The organism is Pseudomonas sp. AP42 (assembly GCF_001728935.1).
GTDB classification, from domain to species: Bacteria; Pseudomonadota; Gammaproteobacteria; order Pseudomonadales; family Pseudomonadaceae; genus Aquipseudomonas; species Aquipseudomonas lactis.
In genome coordinates this window covers 1-15,455 of sequence record NZ_LYSO01000135.1, presented here as the reverse complement: position 1 = coordinate 15,455, position 15,455 = coordinate 1, and the positions used below count along the sequence as shown (strand labels likewise).

The 15,455-nt window shown below is 58.6% G+C and carries 16 protein-coding genes; 8 read left to right on the top strand and 8 right to left on the bottom strand.

Translation table 11 applies throughout. The features are described from left to right. Nucleotides 1-173: 173 nt before the first annotated feature. The 7 genes from A7K61_RS27570 to A7K61_RS27540 form a co-directional block, all read right to left on the bottom strand. Nucleotides 174-2,510, bottom strand: a complete 2,337-nt coding sequence (locus A7K61_RS27570; protein ID WP_069558779.1) for an ATP-binding protein — start codon at nucleotides 2,508-2,510, stop codon at nucleotides 174-176. Beyond that, nucleotides 2,507-4,867, bottom strand: coding sequence for an ATP-binding protein (locus tag A7K61_RS27565; protein WP_069558778.1), 2,361 nt, complete (start codon nucleotides 4,865-4,867; stop codon nucleotides 2,507-2,509). Before A7K61_RS27565 ends, A7K61_RS27570 begins: the two co-directional genes overlap by 4 nt. A gap of 29 nt (nucleotides 4,868-4,896) precedes the next feature. Continuing rightward, nucleotides 4,897-5,562 (bottom strand): response regulator transcription factor, encoded by a 666-nt coding sequence (locus A7K61_RS27560; RefSeq protein ID WP_044273267.1) that lies wholly within the window; start codon nucleotides 5,560-5,562, stop codon nucleotides 4,897-4,899. Nucleotides 5,563-5,713: 151 nt separating this feature from the next. After that, nucleotides 5,714-6,379, bottom strand: a complete 666-nt coding sequence (locus A7K61_RS27555) for a response regulator transcription factor (RefSeq protein ID WP_032892352.1) — start codon at nucleotides 6,377-6,379, stop codon at nucleotides 5,714-5,716. A gap of 324 nt (nucleotides 6,380-6,703) precedes the next feature. Next, nucleotides 6,704-8,038 carry an EAL domain-containing protein gene (locus A7K61_RS27550; protein WP_003190439.1) on the bottom strand — a complete coding sequence of 445 codons (1,335 nt, stop codon included), beginning with the start codon at nucleotides 8,036-8,038 and terminating at the stop codon, nucleotides 6,704-6,706. Between the two features lie 137 nt (nucleotides 8,039-8,175). Next, on the bottom strand, nucleotides 8,176-8,598 hold the full coding sequence (locus A7K61_RS27545; protein ID WP_044273265.1) for a hypothetical protein: 423 nt from the start codon (nucleotides 8,596-8,598) through the stop codon (nucleotides 8,176-8,178). 20 nt (nucleotides 8,599-8,618) lie between these two features. Beyond that, entirely contained in the window at nucleotides 8,619-9,833 is a 1,215-nt protein-coding gene (locus tag A7K61_RS27540) for an EAL domain-containing protein (protein ID WP_003190435.1), read from the bottom strand. 236 nt (nucleotides 9,834-10,069) lie between these two features. On the opposite strand from A7K61_RS27540, the gene A7K61_RS27535 reads away from it, so the two are divergent. After that, complete coding sequence (locus tag A7K61_RS27535; RefSeq protein ID WP_044273263.1) at nucleotides 10,070-10,324, top strand: hypothetical protein; 255 nt, start codon at nucleotides 10,070-10,072, stop codon at nucleotides 10,322-10,324. Nucleotides 10,325-10,329: 5 nt separating this feature from the next. Then, nucleotides 10,330-10,608: a hypothetical protein gene (locus A7K61_RS27530; protein WP_044273262.1), complete on the top strand. Its 279-nt coding sequence runs from the start codon at nucleotides 10,330-10,332 to the stop codon at nucleotides 10,606-10,608. 19 nt (nucleotides 10,609-10,627) lie between these two features. Here A7K61_RS27530 and A7K61_RS27525 read toward each other — a convergent pair whose 3' ends face one another. Continuing rightward, the gene (locus A7K61_RS27525; RefSeq protein ID WP_069558777.1) at nucleotides 10,628-11,128 is read right to left on the bottom strand and encodes a CinA family protein; all 501 of its coding nucleotides are present in this window, start codon (nucleotides 11,126-11,128) and stop codon (nucleotides 10,628-10,630) included. A 122-nt stretch (nucleotides 11,129-11,250) separates the two neighbouring features. Between A7K61_RS27525 and A7K61_RS27520 the strand changes: the two genes are divergently transcribed. The 6 genes from A7K61_RS27520 (at nucleotide 11,251) to A7K61_RS27495 (ending at nucleotide 15,331) form a co-directional block, all read left to right on the top strand. After that, nucleotides 11,251-11,658 (top strand): low affinity iron permease family protein, encoded by a 408-nt coding sequence (locus A7K61_RS27520; RefSeq protein ID WP_069558776.1) that lies wholly within the window; start codon nucleotides 11,251-11,253, stop codon nucleotides 11,656-11,658. A gap of 501 nt (nucleotides 11,659-12,159) precedes the next feature. Then, nucleotides 12,160-12,912, top strand: coding sequence for an OBAP family protein (locus A7K61_RS27515; protein WP_034135307.1), 753 nt, complete (start codon nucleotides 12,160-12,162; stop codon nucleotides 12,910-12,912). A gap of 80 nt (nucleotides 12,913-12,992) precedes the next feature. Continuing rightward, on the top strand, nucleotides 12,993-14,282 hold the full coding sequence (locus A7K61_RS27510; RefSeq protein WP_069558780.1) for an SDR family oxidoreductase: 1,290 nt from the start codon (nucleotides 12,993-12,995) through the stop codon (nucleotides 14,280-14,282). 171 nt (nucleotides 14,283-14,453) lie between these two features. Next, entirely contained in the window at nucleotides 14,454-14,735 is a 282-nt protein-coding gene (locus A7K61_RS27505) for a hypothetical protein (protein ID WP_069558775.1), read from the top strand. Nucleotides 14,736-14,837: 102 nt separating this feature from the next. Continuing rightward, on the top strand, nucleotides 14,838-15,095 hold the full coding sequence (locus A7K61_RS27500) for a DUF6555 family protein (protein ID WP_003190423.1): 258 nt from the start codon (nucleotides 14,838-14,840) through the stop codon (nucleotides 15,093-15,095). After that, on the top strand, nucleotides 15,092-15,331 hold the full coding sequence (locus A7K61_RS27495; RefSeq protein ID WP_032892362.1) for a hypothetical protein: 240 nt from the start codon (nucleotides 15,092-15,094) through the stop codon (nucleotides 15,329-15,331). The genes A7K61_RS27500 and A7K61_RS27495 overlap by 4 nt, the downstream gene beginning before the upstream one ends. Nucleotides 15,332-15,455: the final 124 nt, after the last annotated feature.

The window sequence follows — 15,455 nt, the reverse complement described above, 5'->3', positions numbered from 1 at the left end:
CGGGGCGCTTGAGATCAAGATCAAGGGCAGATCAAGAGCAAGAGCTACTCGCTTCGCATCGTGGTTACCGTCGATCGCTACAGAGTTGTGTAGATAGCTATGGCTATCGCAGGCAAGCCCCACCTGTGAAGCGGTGTTCAAACTGAACGACCGGGTACAACAGCGAGGCTATGCTAGCGCAGGCCTTTGCCCAGCAGCACGCTAAGGCGTTCGGCAATCTGCTGCGCGGGCCAGTCACGCTCATCGCGCAATAACCGTTCCAGGCTTTCGACAGTGCCCACCAAGTCGTCCCGCTCCAGCCCCAGCGCCGCCTCGTGCAGACGCTGAACTGCCTGCAACGCTTGGCTTCGCTCGCGCAAGGCCAGTGCCTCGATCAAGTCGTTGAAGGCCGTGCGCAGGATATGCGACTCCTCCTCTGGCTCTTCCTTGGGCATAGCCGGCAGCGGACCTTGCGGCATGTCACACCAAAGCTCGATCATCTGCTGCAACTTGGCCGGGGTAACCGGCTTGACCAGCACCCCGTCGAGCCCCGCATCAAAACAACGCTCTAGGTGCTCGTTATCGCTGAAGCCCGCGACAGCTACAAGCGGACAATGGGCACGCTGCAGCACCTGCTCCAACTCACGAAAGGCGCCCGCCAGCGGCTCGATTTCACTGTTTGGCAAGTCGCAATCGATCAATACCATATCGACCCGTCGCACATTGAATAGCGTCAACCCTTGGGCGCCATCAACCGCCAGCAACACCCTACAACCCAGCGCTTGCAGGTGTGCAGGCAGTGTCTGTTGGCCGGTCACAGGCGCCTGCACCACCAACACGTGTACACCGTTACCCTCCACTTGGGCCTGCGCCGCTTCAGCCTGGGGTATATCCAGGGTCTTGGCCCACTCGACAGACAGTTTGACTTCAACCTCAGTACCCACGCCTTGGGTGCTGTTGAGGGTCAGCTCACCCGACATCAGCCTCACGAGGCGACGGCAAATCACCAGGCCAAGCCCGCTACCACCGGTACGTTTGTAAGAGTGCTTGGCCCGTGCATATGGCCGAAACAGGCTGGCCTGCGCCTGCTGTGACAAGCCAATGCCGCTGTCGATGATGCGGATCAGCACGTGCGGCACAGGAACCTCTGGCCATTCAACCACCTTGAGCTGCACCTCCACCCCGCCTACCTCAGTGAACTTGACCGCATTGGAGATCAGGTTGCGCAGCACCTGACTCAAGCGCATGCCCTCCAGCATCAAGGGGCCGCTGGGGCGTTCACCACTCAATGTCAGCAACAGGCCTTTTTCTTCGGCGCCGGCGCGATACTCCTCCACCACCTGCTGGACTAAGGCCCAGAGGTCCACAGGCTCCAGGGTCAGGGTCAGTTGCCCGGCCTCCATCCTGGAAATGTCCAGCACGTCATCCACCAGCCGCAGCAAGGTATTGGCGCCGCTGTTGGCCAATTGAGTGAAGTGGCGCTGCTGTTCGTCCAGCGGTGTGTGCTCCAACAACTCGATAGCCGCCAGCACCGCGTTCATCGGCGAACGCACTTCATGGCTGACCACCGCCAAAAACATCGCCTTTTCCCGCTCGCTCTGCACGGCCTGGCGGCGCTGACGACGGCTTTGCCAGGCGAACGCGATCAACAGCAGCACCACCGACAGCAACAGCCACAACTCACCCTGGAAATGCTCGGCGATGTCCTTGATCGTCGGAATGTCCAGGTTCATGTCATCGAACCAGGCGTCATAGATCGCTTTGCGCTCATCGTTGCTGATGGACCCCAGCACTTTTTCCAGGATCGACAACAGGATCGCGTCGCTGTCACGCACCGCCATGCTCACGCCGGTGTGCAATTGCGGCACCACCCCGGATACTTGCAACACCCCCTGATACTGCCGGGAAAGATAGGGGATCAGTAACCATTCAGAGGCGATGGCGGCATCCGCCCGACCGTCCTTGACCATCGCCATGATGTCGACAGCGTTCTGGCCGGAGATCACCGTTATGCCGGGGACTTTCTGCTGCAAAAACGCCTGATACCCCTCGCGCCCCAACATCACCAGGCGTTTGCCGGCAAGTTGTTCCAGGTCCACGAATGGCTGTTGGCCAAAGCGGCTGACGAGGATGGTGGAACTGGTGTTGTAGGGCGTCGTATAGCGCATGCCCAGGTCCTTGACCGGATCGTCGTCGCGGCGCCGGGTTGGCAAGATATCCACCTCGCCGCTGATCAGCATGTCCTTGCGGGCGCTACGATTGCCGGTGACCACCGACTGAAAATGCAGGCCGGTACGCGCCGCAATCAAACCCAGGTACTTGGCCGATAGCCCACGCAACTGGCCGTCGCTGATGTACTCGAAGGGCAGCAGGTTGTCGAACACACCGACACGCAGCACGGGGTTGGCGGCGATCCAGTCACGCTCTTGCTGGGTCAAGGTCATCGACGGCGGGTCGGCCTGCGCATCGGCCAGGCCCGCGCTTGCCAGCAGCAACCACCCCAGCAGCAGGCGCAACCGTGCAACCCTCATGGTTGCGTCATCGGCGGCGGCGCGACCATGGCCAGCATGTCCAGCGGGGTCTCCTCGCTCACGGCACGCCAGTGCTGAACCAACGCCTGAAGCGTGTGCACGTAAACCGGGTTGCGCCAGCCCTCCTCTGCCCGCAACAGGTTCTCCAGGTGCGCGGCCGCCTGGGCCAGGGCCGGCCATTCGATGATCAGTGCCGCGCCGTGTAACCGATGGGCAACATGGATGGCCGAAGGGCGATCACAGAGCGCCATCGCCCTGAGCAGGCTGCCCAGGTCGGCCGCCATCTCACGGTTAATCGCGGCCTGATCAAGTCTCGGGGCCATTAAGCTGGCGCGCGGTGCCGCCAACGTGACGCCGCACCACTGCTCAATCACGTCACTCAACTGCCCCAAGCGTATGGGCTTGCTCAACGCCCCATCCATGCCCGCCGCCAGGCAGCGTTGAAGGTGCTGCTCGCCGGTCAAGGCGGAAATGGCAATGATCGGGCAGCGCGCCCGCCCCCATTGCTGTTCGAGCGCCCGCAGTTCGCAGACCAGGCTGTAGCCGTCCTGATCCGGCAAGTCGCAGTCCATCAGCACCAACGCGTAAGCGCTCTCAGCGAACCGCACGCGGGCCTGGGCCGCATCGGCGGCAATCACTGGTACACAGCCAAATCCGCTGATTTGCGCCCGCAGCACTTCCTGGTTGGCCAGGGTGTCTTCCACCACCAGCAGCTGCAAACCACCGGTGACATGCAAAGGCATTGGGGCCGGGGCTCGCGTCGGTTCAGCGGCCTCAGGGGCAAGGGTTGCGGGCAAGTACAGGTTGATACACGTCCCCACTCCCGGCTCGCTGCGCAGGGTCAGCGAGCCTTGCATCAAATCGACCAATTGCCGACATATCATCAGCCCCAGGCCGCTGCCTCCCGCACGCTTGTAGGACTGACTCGCCTGGGCATAAGGCCGGAACAAAGAGGCCTGCACCGCTTCGCCCATACCGATGCCGGTGTCGCGGACTTCAACCTGCAACTGATGCTTACCGTCCAGCAAGTCTTCCAGGCGTAGGGTGATGTCAACAGCGCCGGTATCGGTGAACTTGATGGCGTTAGACAACAGGTTATGAAACACCTGCGTCAGCCGCGAACGGTCAAGCCACAACGACGGCAGGGGTGTCTGCACGCTCACATTCAGACTCAAGTGTTTTTCCCCCGCACGCAGGCGATGCAAGCCCACTACGCCATGCACCAGCGCGATGACATCCGTCGCCTCAAGTGTCAGGCGTAACGCCTTGGCCCCTGAATCCGGCCGGTGCAGCACATCATCGAGCAAGCGCACCAGCATATTGGCGCCGCTGTTGGCCAAGTGCGCGAAGTGGCGCTGCTGGTCATTGAGTCGGGTGTGCCACAGCAGCTCCATGGCCGCCAGCACGGCGTTCATTGGCGAGCGTATTTCGTGACCCATCACCGCCAGGAACATGGTTTTTTCCTGCTCGTTCCGCTCGGCCTGCCGCTGCTGGCGGTAACCGCGATAGACCAGCACACACAAGCCAATCAACGCCAACATGCCCAGGATCAAAAGATGCAAGTAATGGCTGGCGATGTCCCACAGGGTCGGCGCATCTACCTCCAGGTCCCGGTACCAATGCTCGTACATCGCATTCTGTTGTGAGGGGCTGATCGAGCCTAGGGCTTTGCCAATGATCGAGGCCAGCATGGCGTTATCGGTGCGCACCGCCATGTTCACATCCAACATGCTGCTGCCCACCACGCCAGAAATTTCCAGCACGCCCTGAAACTGTCGATACAAATAGGGCATCAAGAAGGCTTCGGAGGCCACGACTGCATCGGCACCACCGTCCCGGAGGGTGTTCAGCATGGCCAAGGCCTGGGGGCTTTTGATCAGAGTGGCTCGGGGTGCCCTTTTTCTGAGCAACTGCTCGTAATACTCCACATCGGGGATCACGACCGTTTTATCTTGTAGCTGGTCAAGGTCAAAAATATCGGCATCGTCGACACGGGTCACGATGATCGGTACGGTAGTGTCGTAGACCAGCGCGGTAAGATCCTCGATAGGCGGCTCGTCACGAAAGCGAAAGTGCGAAGACAGCAGGTCTACCTGGCCATCCAACAGCATGCGCTCACGTGCAGCCCGGGTCTTGACCGGCACATAGGTGAATTCAAGCCCCGTGGCATCGCGCACATATTGCAGGTACTGCACCGGCCGCCCCTGCAGCACGCCATTACTCATGTACTCGAAGGGGACCAGGTTTTCCATCACCCCCACTCGAAGGACCGGATGCTGCGCTATCCACAGCCGCTCCTGCTCCGCCAGCTCAACCGGCGCCGCACAGGCAAGCGCGGCATCCAGCATCAGCAACATGAATAAGAGGGCACCCGGTCGCCATCGCCTCATGGTGAGCCGATGATTTTATTGAGCTTGAACAGTTCATTGTTCGAGGTGACCCCCAATTTGCGAAACGCTGAGGTTTTCTGGGTGCTGATGGTCTTGATGCTGCGATTGAATTTTTCTGCGATTTCACTCACGGTCATGCCCGCCAGATAGCAGCGGATCACCTCCTGCTCACGGCTGGTCAGCTCGGCCTGGACCAGGGCATCCGAGGCTTCGCTGGGGTCTTTGCGCGTCTCGCTGGTGACGGTTTCCGCCAGGCGATACGTCATGTCGGTGCTCAGGTACACCGCGCCGGAGACCACCTTGCGAATGGCCCTGACCACTTGCGTCATGTCCTCGCCCTTGCCAACAAAGCCACGGGCACCGACCCGCATGGCCAGAGCCACGGTAGCCGGGTCATGATGGGCGGACAACACCAGGATCTGGCAACTGGGAAACTTGACCCGCAAGGCGCGGATCAGCGATACGCCATCCATCTCGTCGGGGCTCAGGGAGAAATCCAGCAGCAGCAGGTCAGCCGGAGCGCTGACCAGGCCGGCGAGCAAGTCGCGGCTTTTTTCATAAATGCCAACCACGTCAAAGTTGGCCTCGGCCGCCAAGGTGTTGGCGAGCCCATGCCGAACAACAGCGTGGTCGTCCAATAGAGCAATGCGTACAGGTTTCATCGTATTCGAACCCACTTGGCCCCGCTTAGGTGGCGCGGTCAAACAACAGGGACAGCTATTACGGCACTTCAAGGAGTATATGCAACAACCGCCAAAGGGCACGCCCGCCTACCGCTGTTTTTGCGCGCGTCGGCGTGGCCTGCGTTTAGCGCTAAACACTCTCGATGATGTGCTTGATCCGAAACAGCTCGTTGTTGGACATCACGCCCAACTTGCGAAAAGCCGAGGCCTTTTGCGAACTGATGGTCTTGATACTGCGGCTGAATTTTTCAGCAATTTCGGTGATGGTCATGCCCGACAGGTAACAGCGGATCACCTCTTGCTCCCGCGCAGACAAGCTGACAAAACGCATCGCGTCATCGCGTGATTGCTCCTCACCGTCATAGTTGACCGCCGTGGCTTCGGCCACCCGATAGGCCATGTCAGCACTCAGGTAGACAGCGCCCGAGGCCACCAGCCGCACTGCGCTGATCAATTGGCTCATGTCTTCACCCTTGCCGATAAACCCACGGGCACCGACGCGCAGGGCAAGAATCACCGTGGCCGCGTCATGGTGAGTGGAAAACACCAGGATTCGGCAGCCCGGGTACTTTACCCGCAGAGCACGGATCAGCAGGATGCCATCCAGCTCATGAGGGCCGAGCACAAAATCGAGCAACAACACCTCGGCCGGGTGTGTCAGCAGGCCGGCCATCAACTCACGACTGCGAGCGTAGACCCCCACCACTTCAAAATCAGGTTCCTGTACCAACCGATTGACCAAACCATGCCGCACGATTGCATGATCATCCAGCAAAGCAATTTGTAGGCGTTTCATAAATGACGGAACACTCTGTATAGCGTGCAAAAAAATGGACAACAGCGCTGCCTCACTCTGAATAAGTTAAGGTCCTCTCAGACTCATCCATTTCATCAATTACATCCGTGCAACTGAACATCACACGCCACACGCTCACTCCCTATAACTTAACGCGCACAGGCTCACCATCGCAGTTAAAAAATGCGCCAATTCTTCACAATAACAACGGTATAAAACTTAATAGATCTGCGAAAAACTTAATATAAGAAAACTCCTAAAAACCAAGAGCTGACCTACACACATCAAGTTCCAATACTTACCTGCCCGCCAAACTTTACAGCCTCAGCCGTTCTTTTCCCGCTCAATCACAAAGTTCAAGAAGGCGTCTATTTCCATCGGGCGCGCCAGCGCATAGCCCTGCCCTACCCGGCAACCCAGGCGGTGCAGCAGGGGGATCGTGGACTCGTCCTCGATCCCCTCCGCCACCAGGCTCAGGTTAAGCAGACCTGCCCAGTTCACAATGCCTGCGATCACCTTGCGTGACGAGGCGTGCTGCTCGACACCGCGCACAAACGAGCCGTCGATTTTCATTTCATCAAACGACAGGTTCGCCAACAGCTTGAAAGTGGCTGCGCCGCTGCCGAAGTCATCCAGCGAAACCTGAAAACCCTTGGCGCGAATAGTGGTCAATGACGCCGAAAGATGCAGCTCATCCGGCTCCTGCACATCTTCGGTCAGTTCGACTTTCAGCAAGCGGCTCGGCAGATCTGCCTGGCGCATGCGCAAGGCCAGGCGCTCGGCAAAATTGGGGGTGCACAGGGTCTTGGCCGACGCATTCACCGCGATAGGGATCGTAATGTTTTCGCGCTTTAACGCTAGCATCACGCGCAGAGTCCACATCTCCACCAGGCTGAACAGCAACAGGTCCAGGCCGAGACGGTTGACCAGCGGCATCAACACCGCAGGCGGAATTTCACCAAAGCGCGGGTGCTTCCAGCGCACCAACGCCTCAGCGCCGACGATGCGCCGGCTCAGCAACTCGAACTGTGGCTGAAAGACAAAGCGCAATCCCTCGCCGGTGGTCAGGGCGTTGATGACTTCATCCTCAGCCAGCGACTCAAACGTCATGGCCTGCAGCTTGGGGTCCGGTTGAGCGAGGGTCAGCAGCACCGTGCGCAAGGCATCGCCCAGCTCCAGCGGGCCACCGTCACGCAAGATCTGCACGCTGATTCCCGCCGACTGCGCCAGGCGCGAATGGGATTCCAGTGCGCTGATGGCTACGCCGCCCATGTGCTTGACCCACAACTGCTTAGCGGGCGCTTCGCACGCCGGTGTAACTGTTGCTTCGATCAAATTTTCCTGCACATTCAGGGTGGTTTCGCCGGTCCAGAAAATACTCGGAAACTGCATTAACGTACCCGCGTCATGCAGTGCTTTGAGCACACTTGGCAACATCAAGCCATCGCCACACTCGGAGCGGATTTCGCACACAATGATGTCCACGCGGTGCTCGCTTAACCACGCCTGCAGCGCCTCCAGTGAGGCGACCGTGGCCAGCGGCGTGACCCCCATGCCACCCAACGCAGAGGCGAGGCGCAAGACACACGCAGGGTCGGTTGCCAACGTGATCACGCGCAGGGCGCTGAACTCGTTAGGCACGGCGGCATTTAAGATCATGACAAAGAATTTCCCGAGATTGTTTCAGCGAAAAAGCTTATCAGTGCCTAAAAAGAAGCAAATAGGAATGGGACTAAAAGCATAAAACTGAGGCGGTGGCGGGTCCCGCGAAAAGCGTGCAATAGCTCACATCAGGATTAATTGGATTCCAGCAACGGTCTGCCCGAGCGCTGTTTTATTTGCACATCCACCCGGTTCATGACGCGCGCCAGAATCGATCGGTCCGGAACACCGGAGGCAATAAAGCCGCAGCGTTGCGCCGTGACTGGATTATCGGGAAACGCTTGCAGGGTCACGCCCTGATAAATCAATGAATGCCTGACACACGCGTACTCCTCAAGCATTTGCTTAAACTGTGCGCCCGCCGCGTGCACGGTTTCTTCATTGATCACCAACAGATCGAATACATCTCTTGCGTTATCCAATAACGTAATCAACACCTTGAGGGAGTCGACAGGCACAACGCGGTGGTATCCCAAATGGCCAAGGTCTTTTTCAATACTCATTCGCCGGGTGGCATCGCTATCTACCAACGCGATCCGCAAACGTGGATTGGACATAAAAGCCCTCCTGATTGACATCAAATATTGCTGCGCGAGTTCAACTGGGTCGCCAGCCAGGCCAACGCGCGCGCAGCGTTCATGGGACGAGCACAGAGATAGCCCTGGGCCTCGTTGCATCCCAGCTTCAGTAATCCCAGGCGCTGGTTTTCGTTCTCGACGCCCTCCACCACCACTCGCATGCCCAGTGCCTCGCCCAGTGCCAATGTGCTACTGACCACGGCACGGTTGCGCGCACTGCTTTGAAGATCGCGGGTAAATGCGGCGTCCAGTTTGATTTCGGTAAACGGCAACTGGCACAGGCGCTCCAGCGAGGAATAGCCGGTGCCGAAGTCATCAATCGACAGGCCGGCACCCATCATGCGCAGTCGTATCAGGGTGTCGAGCACGGCGGGAGAAACTTCCAGCAGGCCGCATTCAGTGATTTCAAACGTCAGACGACACGCAGCAATGGCGTGGGATTGGAGTGAGTCGCAAAGACGCGGCAGTAATAAGCCATGACCGAGCTGGTCGGACTCCAGGTTAAACGCCAGCGATAGGAACTGCTCCTGCTCTGCCAACTGCTGCAAGAACTCAAGGCCTTGTTGCAACAGCGCGAAGAACAGTTCATCCAACGCGCCCACTTGAGCGAGCAGCGGCAAAAAATCTGCCGGATACAACAGGCCGTATTGTGGATGTTGCCAACGCGCCAGCACTTCAAAACCGCGCACCTGCCCCGTGCTCAAATTGAACTTGGGCTGGAAAAACGCCTTGAACTCATGCCTTGAAAAACCCCCAGCCACGCACGCCTTGCTCAAGAACCCAGACCGGCTGCTTCGGCGCGCCTGCTTTGTCGGCGCGCCAATCCTTTCCAGGTAGCGGCTGAGCATAGGCGCAATGGCGCTTGCTGGCACCGGGAAGTCCACATAACCCAATACACTGATGCCCAACAGGCCTGCCATGCGATCAATTGCATCGTGCAGGTCCGTGCCATGGGCGCTGAACATAATGAGCGCTTTAGCCAAGTGGCCACGGCCGAGCACTTCGATGGCCCTCAAGCCGTGTGCGCCCTCGTCCTTCAAGTTGCACAAGGCGATATCGACAGGCCCGGTACGCTCGAGCAACTCAACGGCCGCCGCGACATCGGTAACGGCGGCCACCTCTTCACACCCGACCTCCCGGAACACCTGGGTGGCAACAAGCCGCTTGAACGGGTGTTCTTCGATGACCAGAACACGAATAGGTAGGAAGGACATGGCAGAGCACACATAAGTGGGGATGTGCGAATTATCGGCAGACCTTCAGCCGGCGTATTTAGGAACGCTCCTAGAAAGAGCCAGAAATCTGTACGGCATTATCGGAAGCTAAAGCAATGCGAGCTCATCGGGACAAGGTAAAACACCGGCCTCCAAGCAGCCATTACCTTGCCAGTATTTACGCCAACTGATTCTGAGCTAGCCTTAACGCGCTGAGTCCTTTATGCGGTGAACTCATGGATACGTTAACGAAAGCCGAAATCGAAACGGCCCTTTCCGCTCGCCTTCCCAAGTGCGCGGTCAAGTGCGCGCTCAACGCGGACGGCAGCCTTTCAGTCACTGTAACGGCGCACGGTATGGACCAATTCACCATCGCCAATATCAACCGCGCCCACTATCACGGTCTCTCGGGGATCAACCGGCTTGTGCGGGAAATACGTGAGGAAATGGTCATAGCAAGGCAGTCTTTCTGGCTGTCATCGGTGGGGTAATTAATATGCGGGACTCTTCTGACGCAACGCTGCAACCGATCAAAGTTGACTACCTGCAAGACACGCTGTTCGGTGTGAACGCACTCGCCAGCGAGTGCACGGGGCAGCTTGTGCGCACTGCGCCCGGTTTGCAGTTGCGACTTGCGCCGCCATGGCCCGCGCAATTGCTGAAGGCCCACAGAGTGACCTTCGAATGGGACGGTCAGGCCTATCGTGGCGTGGTACAGCAGGCTGAATCCTTGACCAACGGCGACTTGCTGCTGGACATCGAACCGCAGCCGTAAACGCGCGCACTTGGCAGCATTAGGCGCGTTCACCCGCCAACGCCCGCTGGTGAAAATGCGGCAGCCATTTCAACGCGTGAAGAGACGCGGCCAACTGCACCTGCTCACGAGAGCCCATAAAGCGTTCCTTGCGACTGAACACACTCAGAGCCCCGCCGTTTCGATAAGCCCAGGCAAAACAGACAGTGCCTGGGGGAATGCCGTCCATCCCATCCGGCCCCAGCAGGCCAGTGGTGGCGACCGCCACATCGGCGGGGCTGTCGCGCAGCGCGCCGTGAGCCATTTCCTGGGCGACCTCACAGCTGGTGAGATTGAACGTTTCGATGGTGTAGGGGCGCACCTTTAACAGGCGCTGTTTCGCCTCTGGCGAATACACCACGTACCCGCTTTCGATCCATGAACCGCTGCCGTCGACCTGTGAAAGCAAGGTGATGATCTTGCCTGCGGTACACGACTCCGCCGTCGTGATGACCAATTGATGGTGCTTGAGGTATTCAACGATAGAAGCAGCGACCGACATGCTGAACGCTCCTGTGCAGAGGGGTGTTGCTGATTGATTTTTGTCAAAAAAATCGATTTGTAAAAAAGAATTTCGAAAATCTGCTGGGGTCTACAGAGGAACATCCCCCAGGAGACAGCACCATGAAGTTCGCGAAATTCTGCCAAAAACTCTCCAACCAGGCGGGCAGCTCAAAAACCTTTCTGACAGCCGTCAGCTTGATTGCTGTTTGGGCGCTCACCGGGCCTTATTTTCAATACAACGACACCTGGCAGTTAATCATCAACACCTCCACCACCATCATCACCTTCCTGATGGTGTTCCTGATCCAGAATACCCAGAACCGCGACAACGATATTCTTCATCTGAAACTGGACGAGCTGATTCGTGCCACCAAAGAAGCCCACAATGCGGCGTTGAGCCTGGATAAGCTCGGGTCGCGAGAGCTGCAGAAATTGCGCGAGCAATACAGCAAGTTGGGGCAGCCTAACGCGGTTGATGACAGCGGGCGGGAGGCGGATTCTTCCGGTGCTTCTAGTGGCCCAATCTGAGGCCTACATGGGTCTGCGTGCAGCGATCGATGGTAACCACGATGCGAAGCGAGCCGCTCTTGATCTTGCTCTGCTTTTGATCTCAGGCGCCCCGTTAAACCACGCTGGCCGAACGCAGGCTTGAATCCGTGGGCCGCCGTCAGGGCGGAACCCTAAGTGGCCGTTACCGCAGCAATGGATATGCACACAATCCAACTTTGTCGCCTGCCAGGCCGCCTTCGCGAGCAAGCCCGCTCCCACAATTTGATCGTGGGGCATCAGGTAGATAGGGGCCGGCTGGGAGGCCGTCATCGCAGGCAAGCCAGCTCCCACAGTTTGATCGCGGGGCATCAGATAGATAGGGGCCGGCGGTGAGGCCGTCATCGCCGGCAAGCCACATGCGTGAGTGTTCAACTCAAAGCATTTTGAACGCTCCGCACGCTCGTCTTTCCAACGAGAACAGGATTAAACCTGGCTTTGATCCTCGAGCGTGAACACACCGGCAACAGGAGGCAGCCGACCATGACTGACAACCCCACCCAACCCTTAGCCGCAGTAGCGATGCTGGCCCTGCTCAGCGCCTGCGCTGGCAACAACTCACCCTCGAATGTCGAGGCCCCCGGAAAACCCACGAAGCCCTCGACCCGAACGCTGGAAGCCGGCGCCGCCCTGCTTCAATCTCGCCCACCGATTGACGCACTGAACGCTTACCTGGACGGCTTTCACTTCTACAACGGCCATCCCGATGTACAAATGGAAGCCCATCACTACTGCGCAATCCTCAATGAAGAGGTTATCCAGTGCGTGATCTACGACGGCAACCGCAAGGATGCCAAGTTGATGGGCGTGGAGTACATCATCAGCGAGGCGCAATTCAACACGCTGCCCGCGCCGGAGAAGGCGCTGTGGCATAGCCATGTGCATGAAGTGAAGTCAGGGCAACTGGTGGCTCCGGGGATCCCAGAGGTGGCGGAGCATGCACTGATGGAGAAGCTGGTGCACACCTATGGCAAGACCTGGCACACCTGGCATACCGATCTGGATAAACGCCTGCCGCTGGGTGTCCCGCAGTTGATGATGGGGTTCACCGCTGACGGCCAGGCCGACCCGCGTATGGTCGCCGAGCGAGATAAACGCCTGGGCATCGACAGTACCGAAAAGAAAAAGGCTCGCGCCGATATCCCCGCGCCGCCCATCGCACCCGGTGCAGACGCGTGGCGCCAGGGCACGGTTATCCAGATCGCCGACCCAACCCAAAAGGCCCACCGGCACTGACGCCGCCATTCAGTCATTTGGATTGAACGATCATTTGCGGGCCCTTCTCTACCCAAGACCAGCCAAAGGAGGATGTCATGATGATTGATACCGCAACCGGAATGAGGCCTGGCGAGCGATACGCCGTGGAAAACCTGGAGCGCACACCGAACTTCAGCGGGTTTTTCCTAGACGGAAAGTACTACCTGGGCCCTGAACTGATGACGGCCGTCGGATGGCTTGAGGGCCAGACGTTTATCTATGATGAGCTCGACGCCACAGGCGAACCGGTGTTTCCCGACCGTGTCGCCGGCACTATCGAAAACCTGACCCTGATACTGACTGACGGTACCCATCTGCAACTGCACCCGGTGCCCGTCCACGTGCCCGAGGATTCGCCTGGTCTCATGCAGGCCAAAGGGAAACTGCACGGCAAAACCGTGGTGATCACCGGCGCCTCCAGTGGCATTGGCCGCGCGGCTGCTCACGCCTTTGCCGAGCAAAGTACCCGCTTGGTATTGGCGGCTCGGGATGAAAAAGCCCTGGAAGAGGTGGTCGAGGAATGCGCTGCGCGCGGCGCCGAGGCCGTCGCCGTTAAAACCGATGTAACCCATGGCGACCAGATGCGCGCATTGGCCGAACAGGCGGCGGCCTTCGGCAATGGCCGCATCGATATCTGGATCAACAACGCCGGAGTAGGCGCCGTCGGCAGTTTCGAGGACACGCCCCTGGAAGCCCACGAACAAGTGCTGCAAACCGACCTGCTCGGGTACCTGCGCGGCGCCCACGTGGTGTGGCCCTATTTCAAAGCCCAGCACCGCGGCATTCTGATCAACACCTTGTCGCTGGGCAGTTGGGTAGCCCAGCCCTATGCCGTCGCCTACTCAGCCAGTAAATACGGCCTGCGTGGCCTGACTGAAGCCCTGCGTGGCGAGCTGACTGATTACCCGGATATTCATGTGTGCGACATCTACCCCGCCGTGATGGACACACCGGGCTTTCGCGATGGTGGCAATTTTACCGGCCACGAGTTGACGCCACCGCCACCGGTCTACGACCCGCATAAAGTCGCGCAGGCAATGGTGGCTTGTGCGCTGCAACCCAGGGACAGCACCACGGTAGGCAGCGCTGCCACCGTGGCCCGTGTCGCGCATTTTCTGCTGCCTGGCTTTGCCCGGTTATCCGGCTGGCTCACCCGCCTCGGCCTGGAGCGCAGCCAGCGCGCCGCGACCTCTGCGGGCAACCTCTACACCCCGGCAAGCGGCGAACGTCGTGTCGAAGGCGGCTGGCGGCAAACCCGCCGTACGCCTTATGGGATGGTTGCAATAGGCGCAGCGCTGCTAGTGGGCGGTGTTGTCGTTGCGCGCAAATATTCAGCTCGTCACAAATGAACACGGCAAATCCCGAATGCCAGCCAGTCAAGCGCAGCGCCTCTGTGGGATCGGGCTTGCTCGCGAAGGCGTCGGTCCATTAGACATTGATGTGACTGATCCACCGCTTTCGCGAGCAAGCCCGCTCCCACATTTGATCTTCGTTGTCCCCCCTTTATGAGGTAACCCAGCATGTCTTACGACTACCAAGGTATTGCCAGTGTCATCACTGCCTCGCGCCATCTTGGAACACCCTCAGATGAGCGCCTCAACGAATCAAAAAACATCCAAATGACCAGTAGGGGTAAACCGACCATCGCGCGCTTGGACTTTGACACGCCAATGGATTGGCCTGGCAATCCCAACTTTATCACCGTCAATTTGCCCGACGGTTCCTCCGTCAGCGGTGTCATCGCCGAGCTGGAACGCCCAGCGAATGGCCCTGGATGGGTCACCTTTACGGTAGATGATTAAGCCTCATCCACGCCCTGCGCCCAGTCATCGAATTGTCGGACAACTTATTTGAATTATTTTTGACGTCAAATATCTGTAGTTCATGAGTATCAAGGAGGCCTCATGAAACACAACGACCTATTCACTATCGAGTACCAACTGCACGGCGAGCCCAAGTCTTTCATCGTGCGCGCGCCGCGCATGGACAATGCCGAGGCTTGGCATTGGGCCAGTTGTGACGCTGGTGTGGCGGTGATCCCCAAATTTGGGCAGCACACCTTCAAGCGTGTGTCCAAACCGATGGCGGAGAAATACGGCATTACCCAGGTGCGCTGGAGTGGCGCGGCACAGATTCAATGGGCGGAGGGCCTCAGAGGATGAACAGCCAGACTCTTGGTTACACAACGACAAACAGGCGGGACGATGAGGTCGCGCGAAACGCCGAGATGTTTTTTGAAGCGGATCGATTGGATGCCTTGGCGTACGAGATTATCGAGTCCTACAGCGGCGATGCGCAGACGTGGGCGCGCTTTACCGAGGCGAAGAAACGTGCGGATGCGCAGCGTACGGTGGCTTATCGGGAGTGGATGCGGATTCATCGCTCCAAGCGAAAATAACGTCAGCGGGCACGCATGACCTGACACTCCACGATCCAAATGTGGGAGCTGGCTTGCCTGCGATGGCGGCCTAACAGTCAACACAGTTGGGCCGGGTACATATCCGTTATTGAGGTCACGGCCA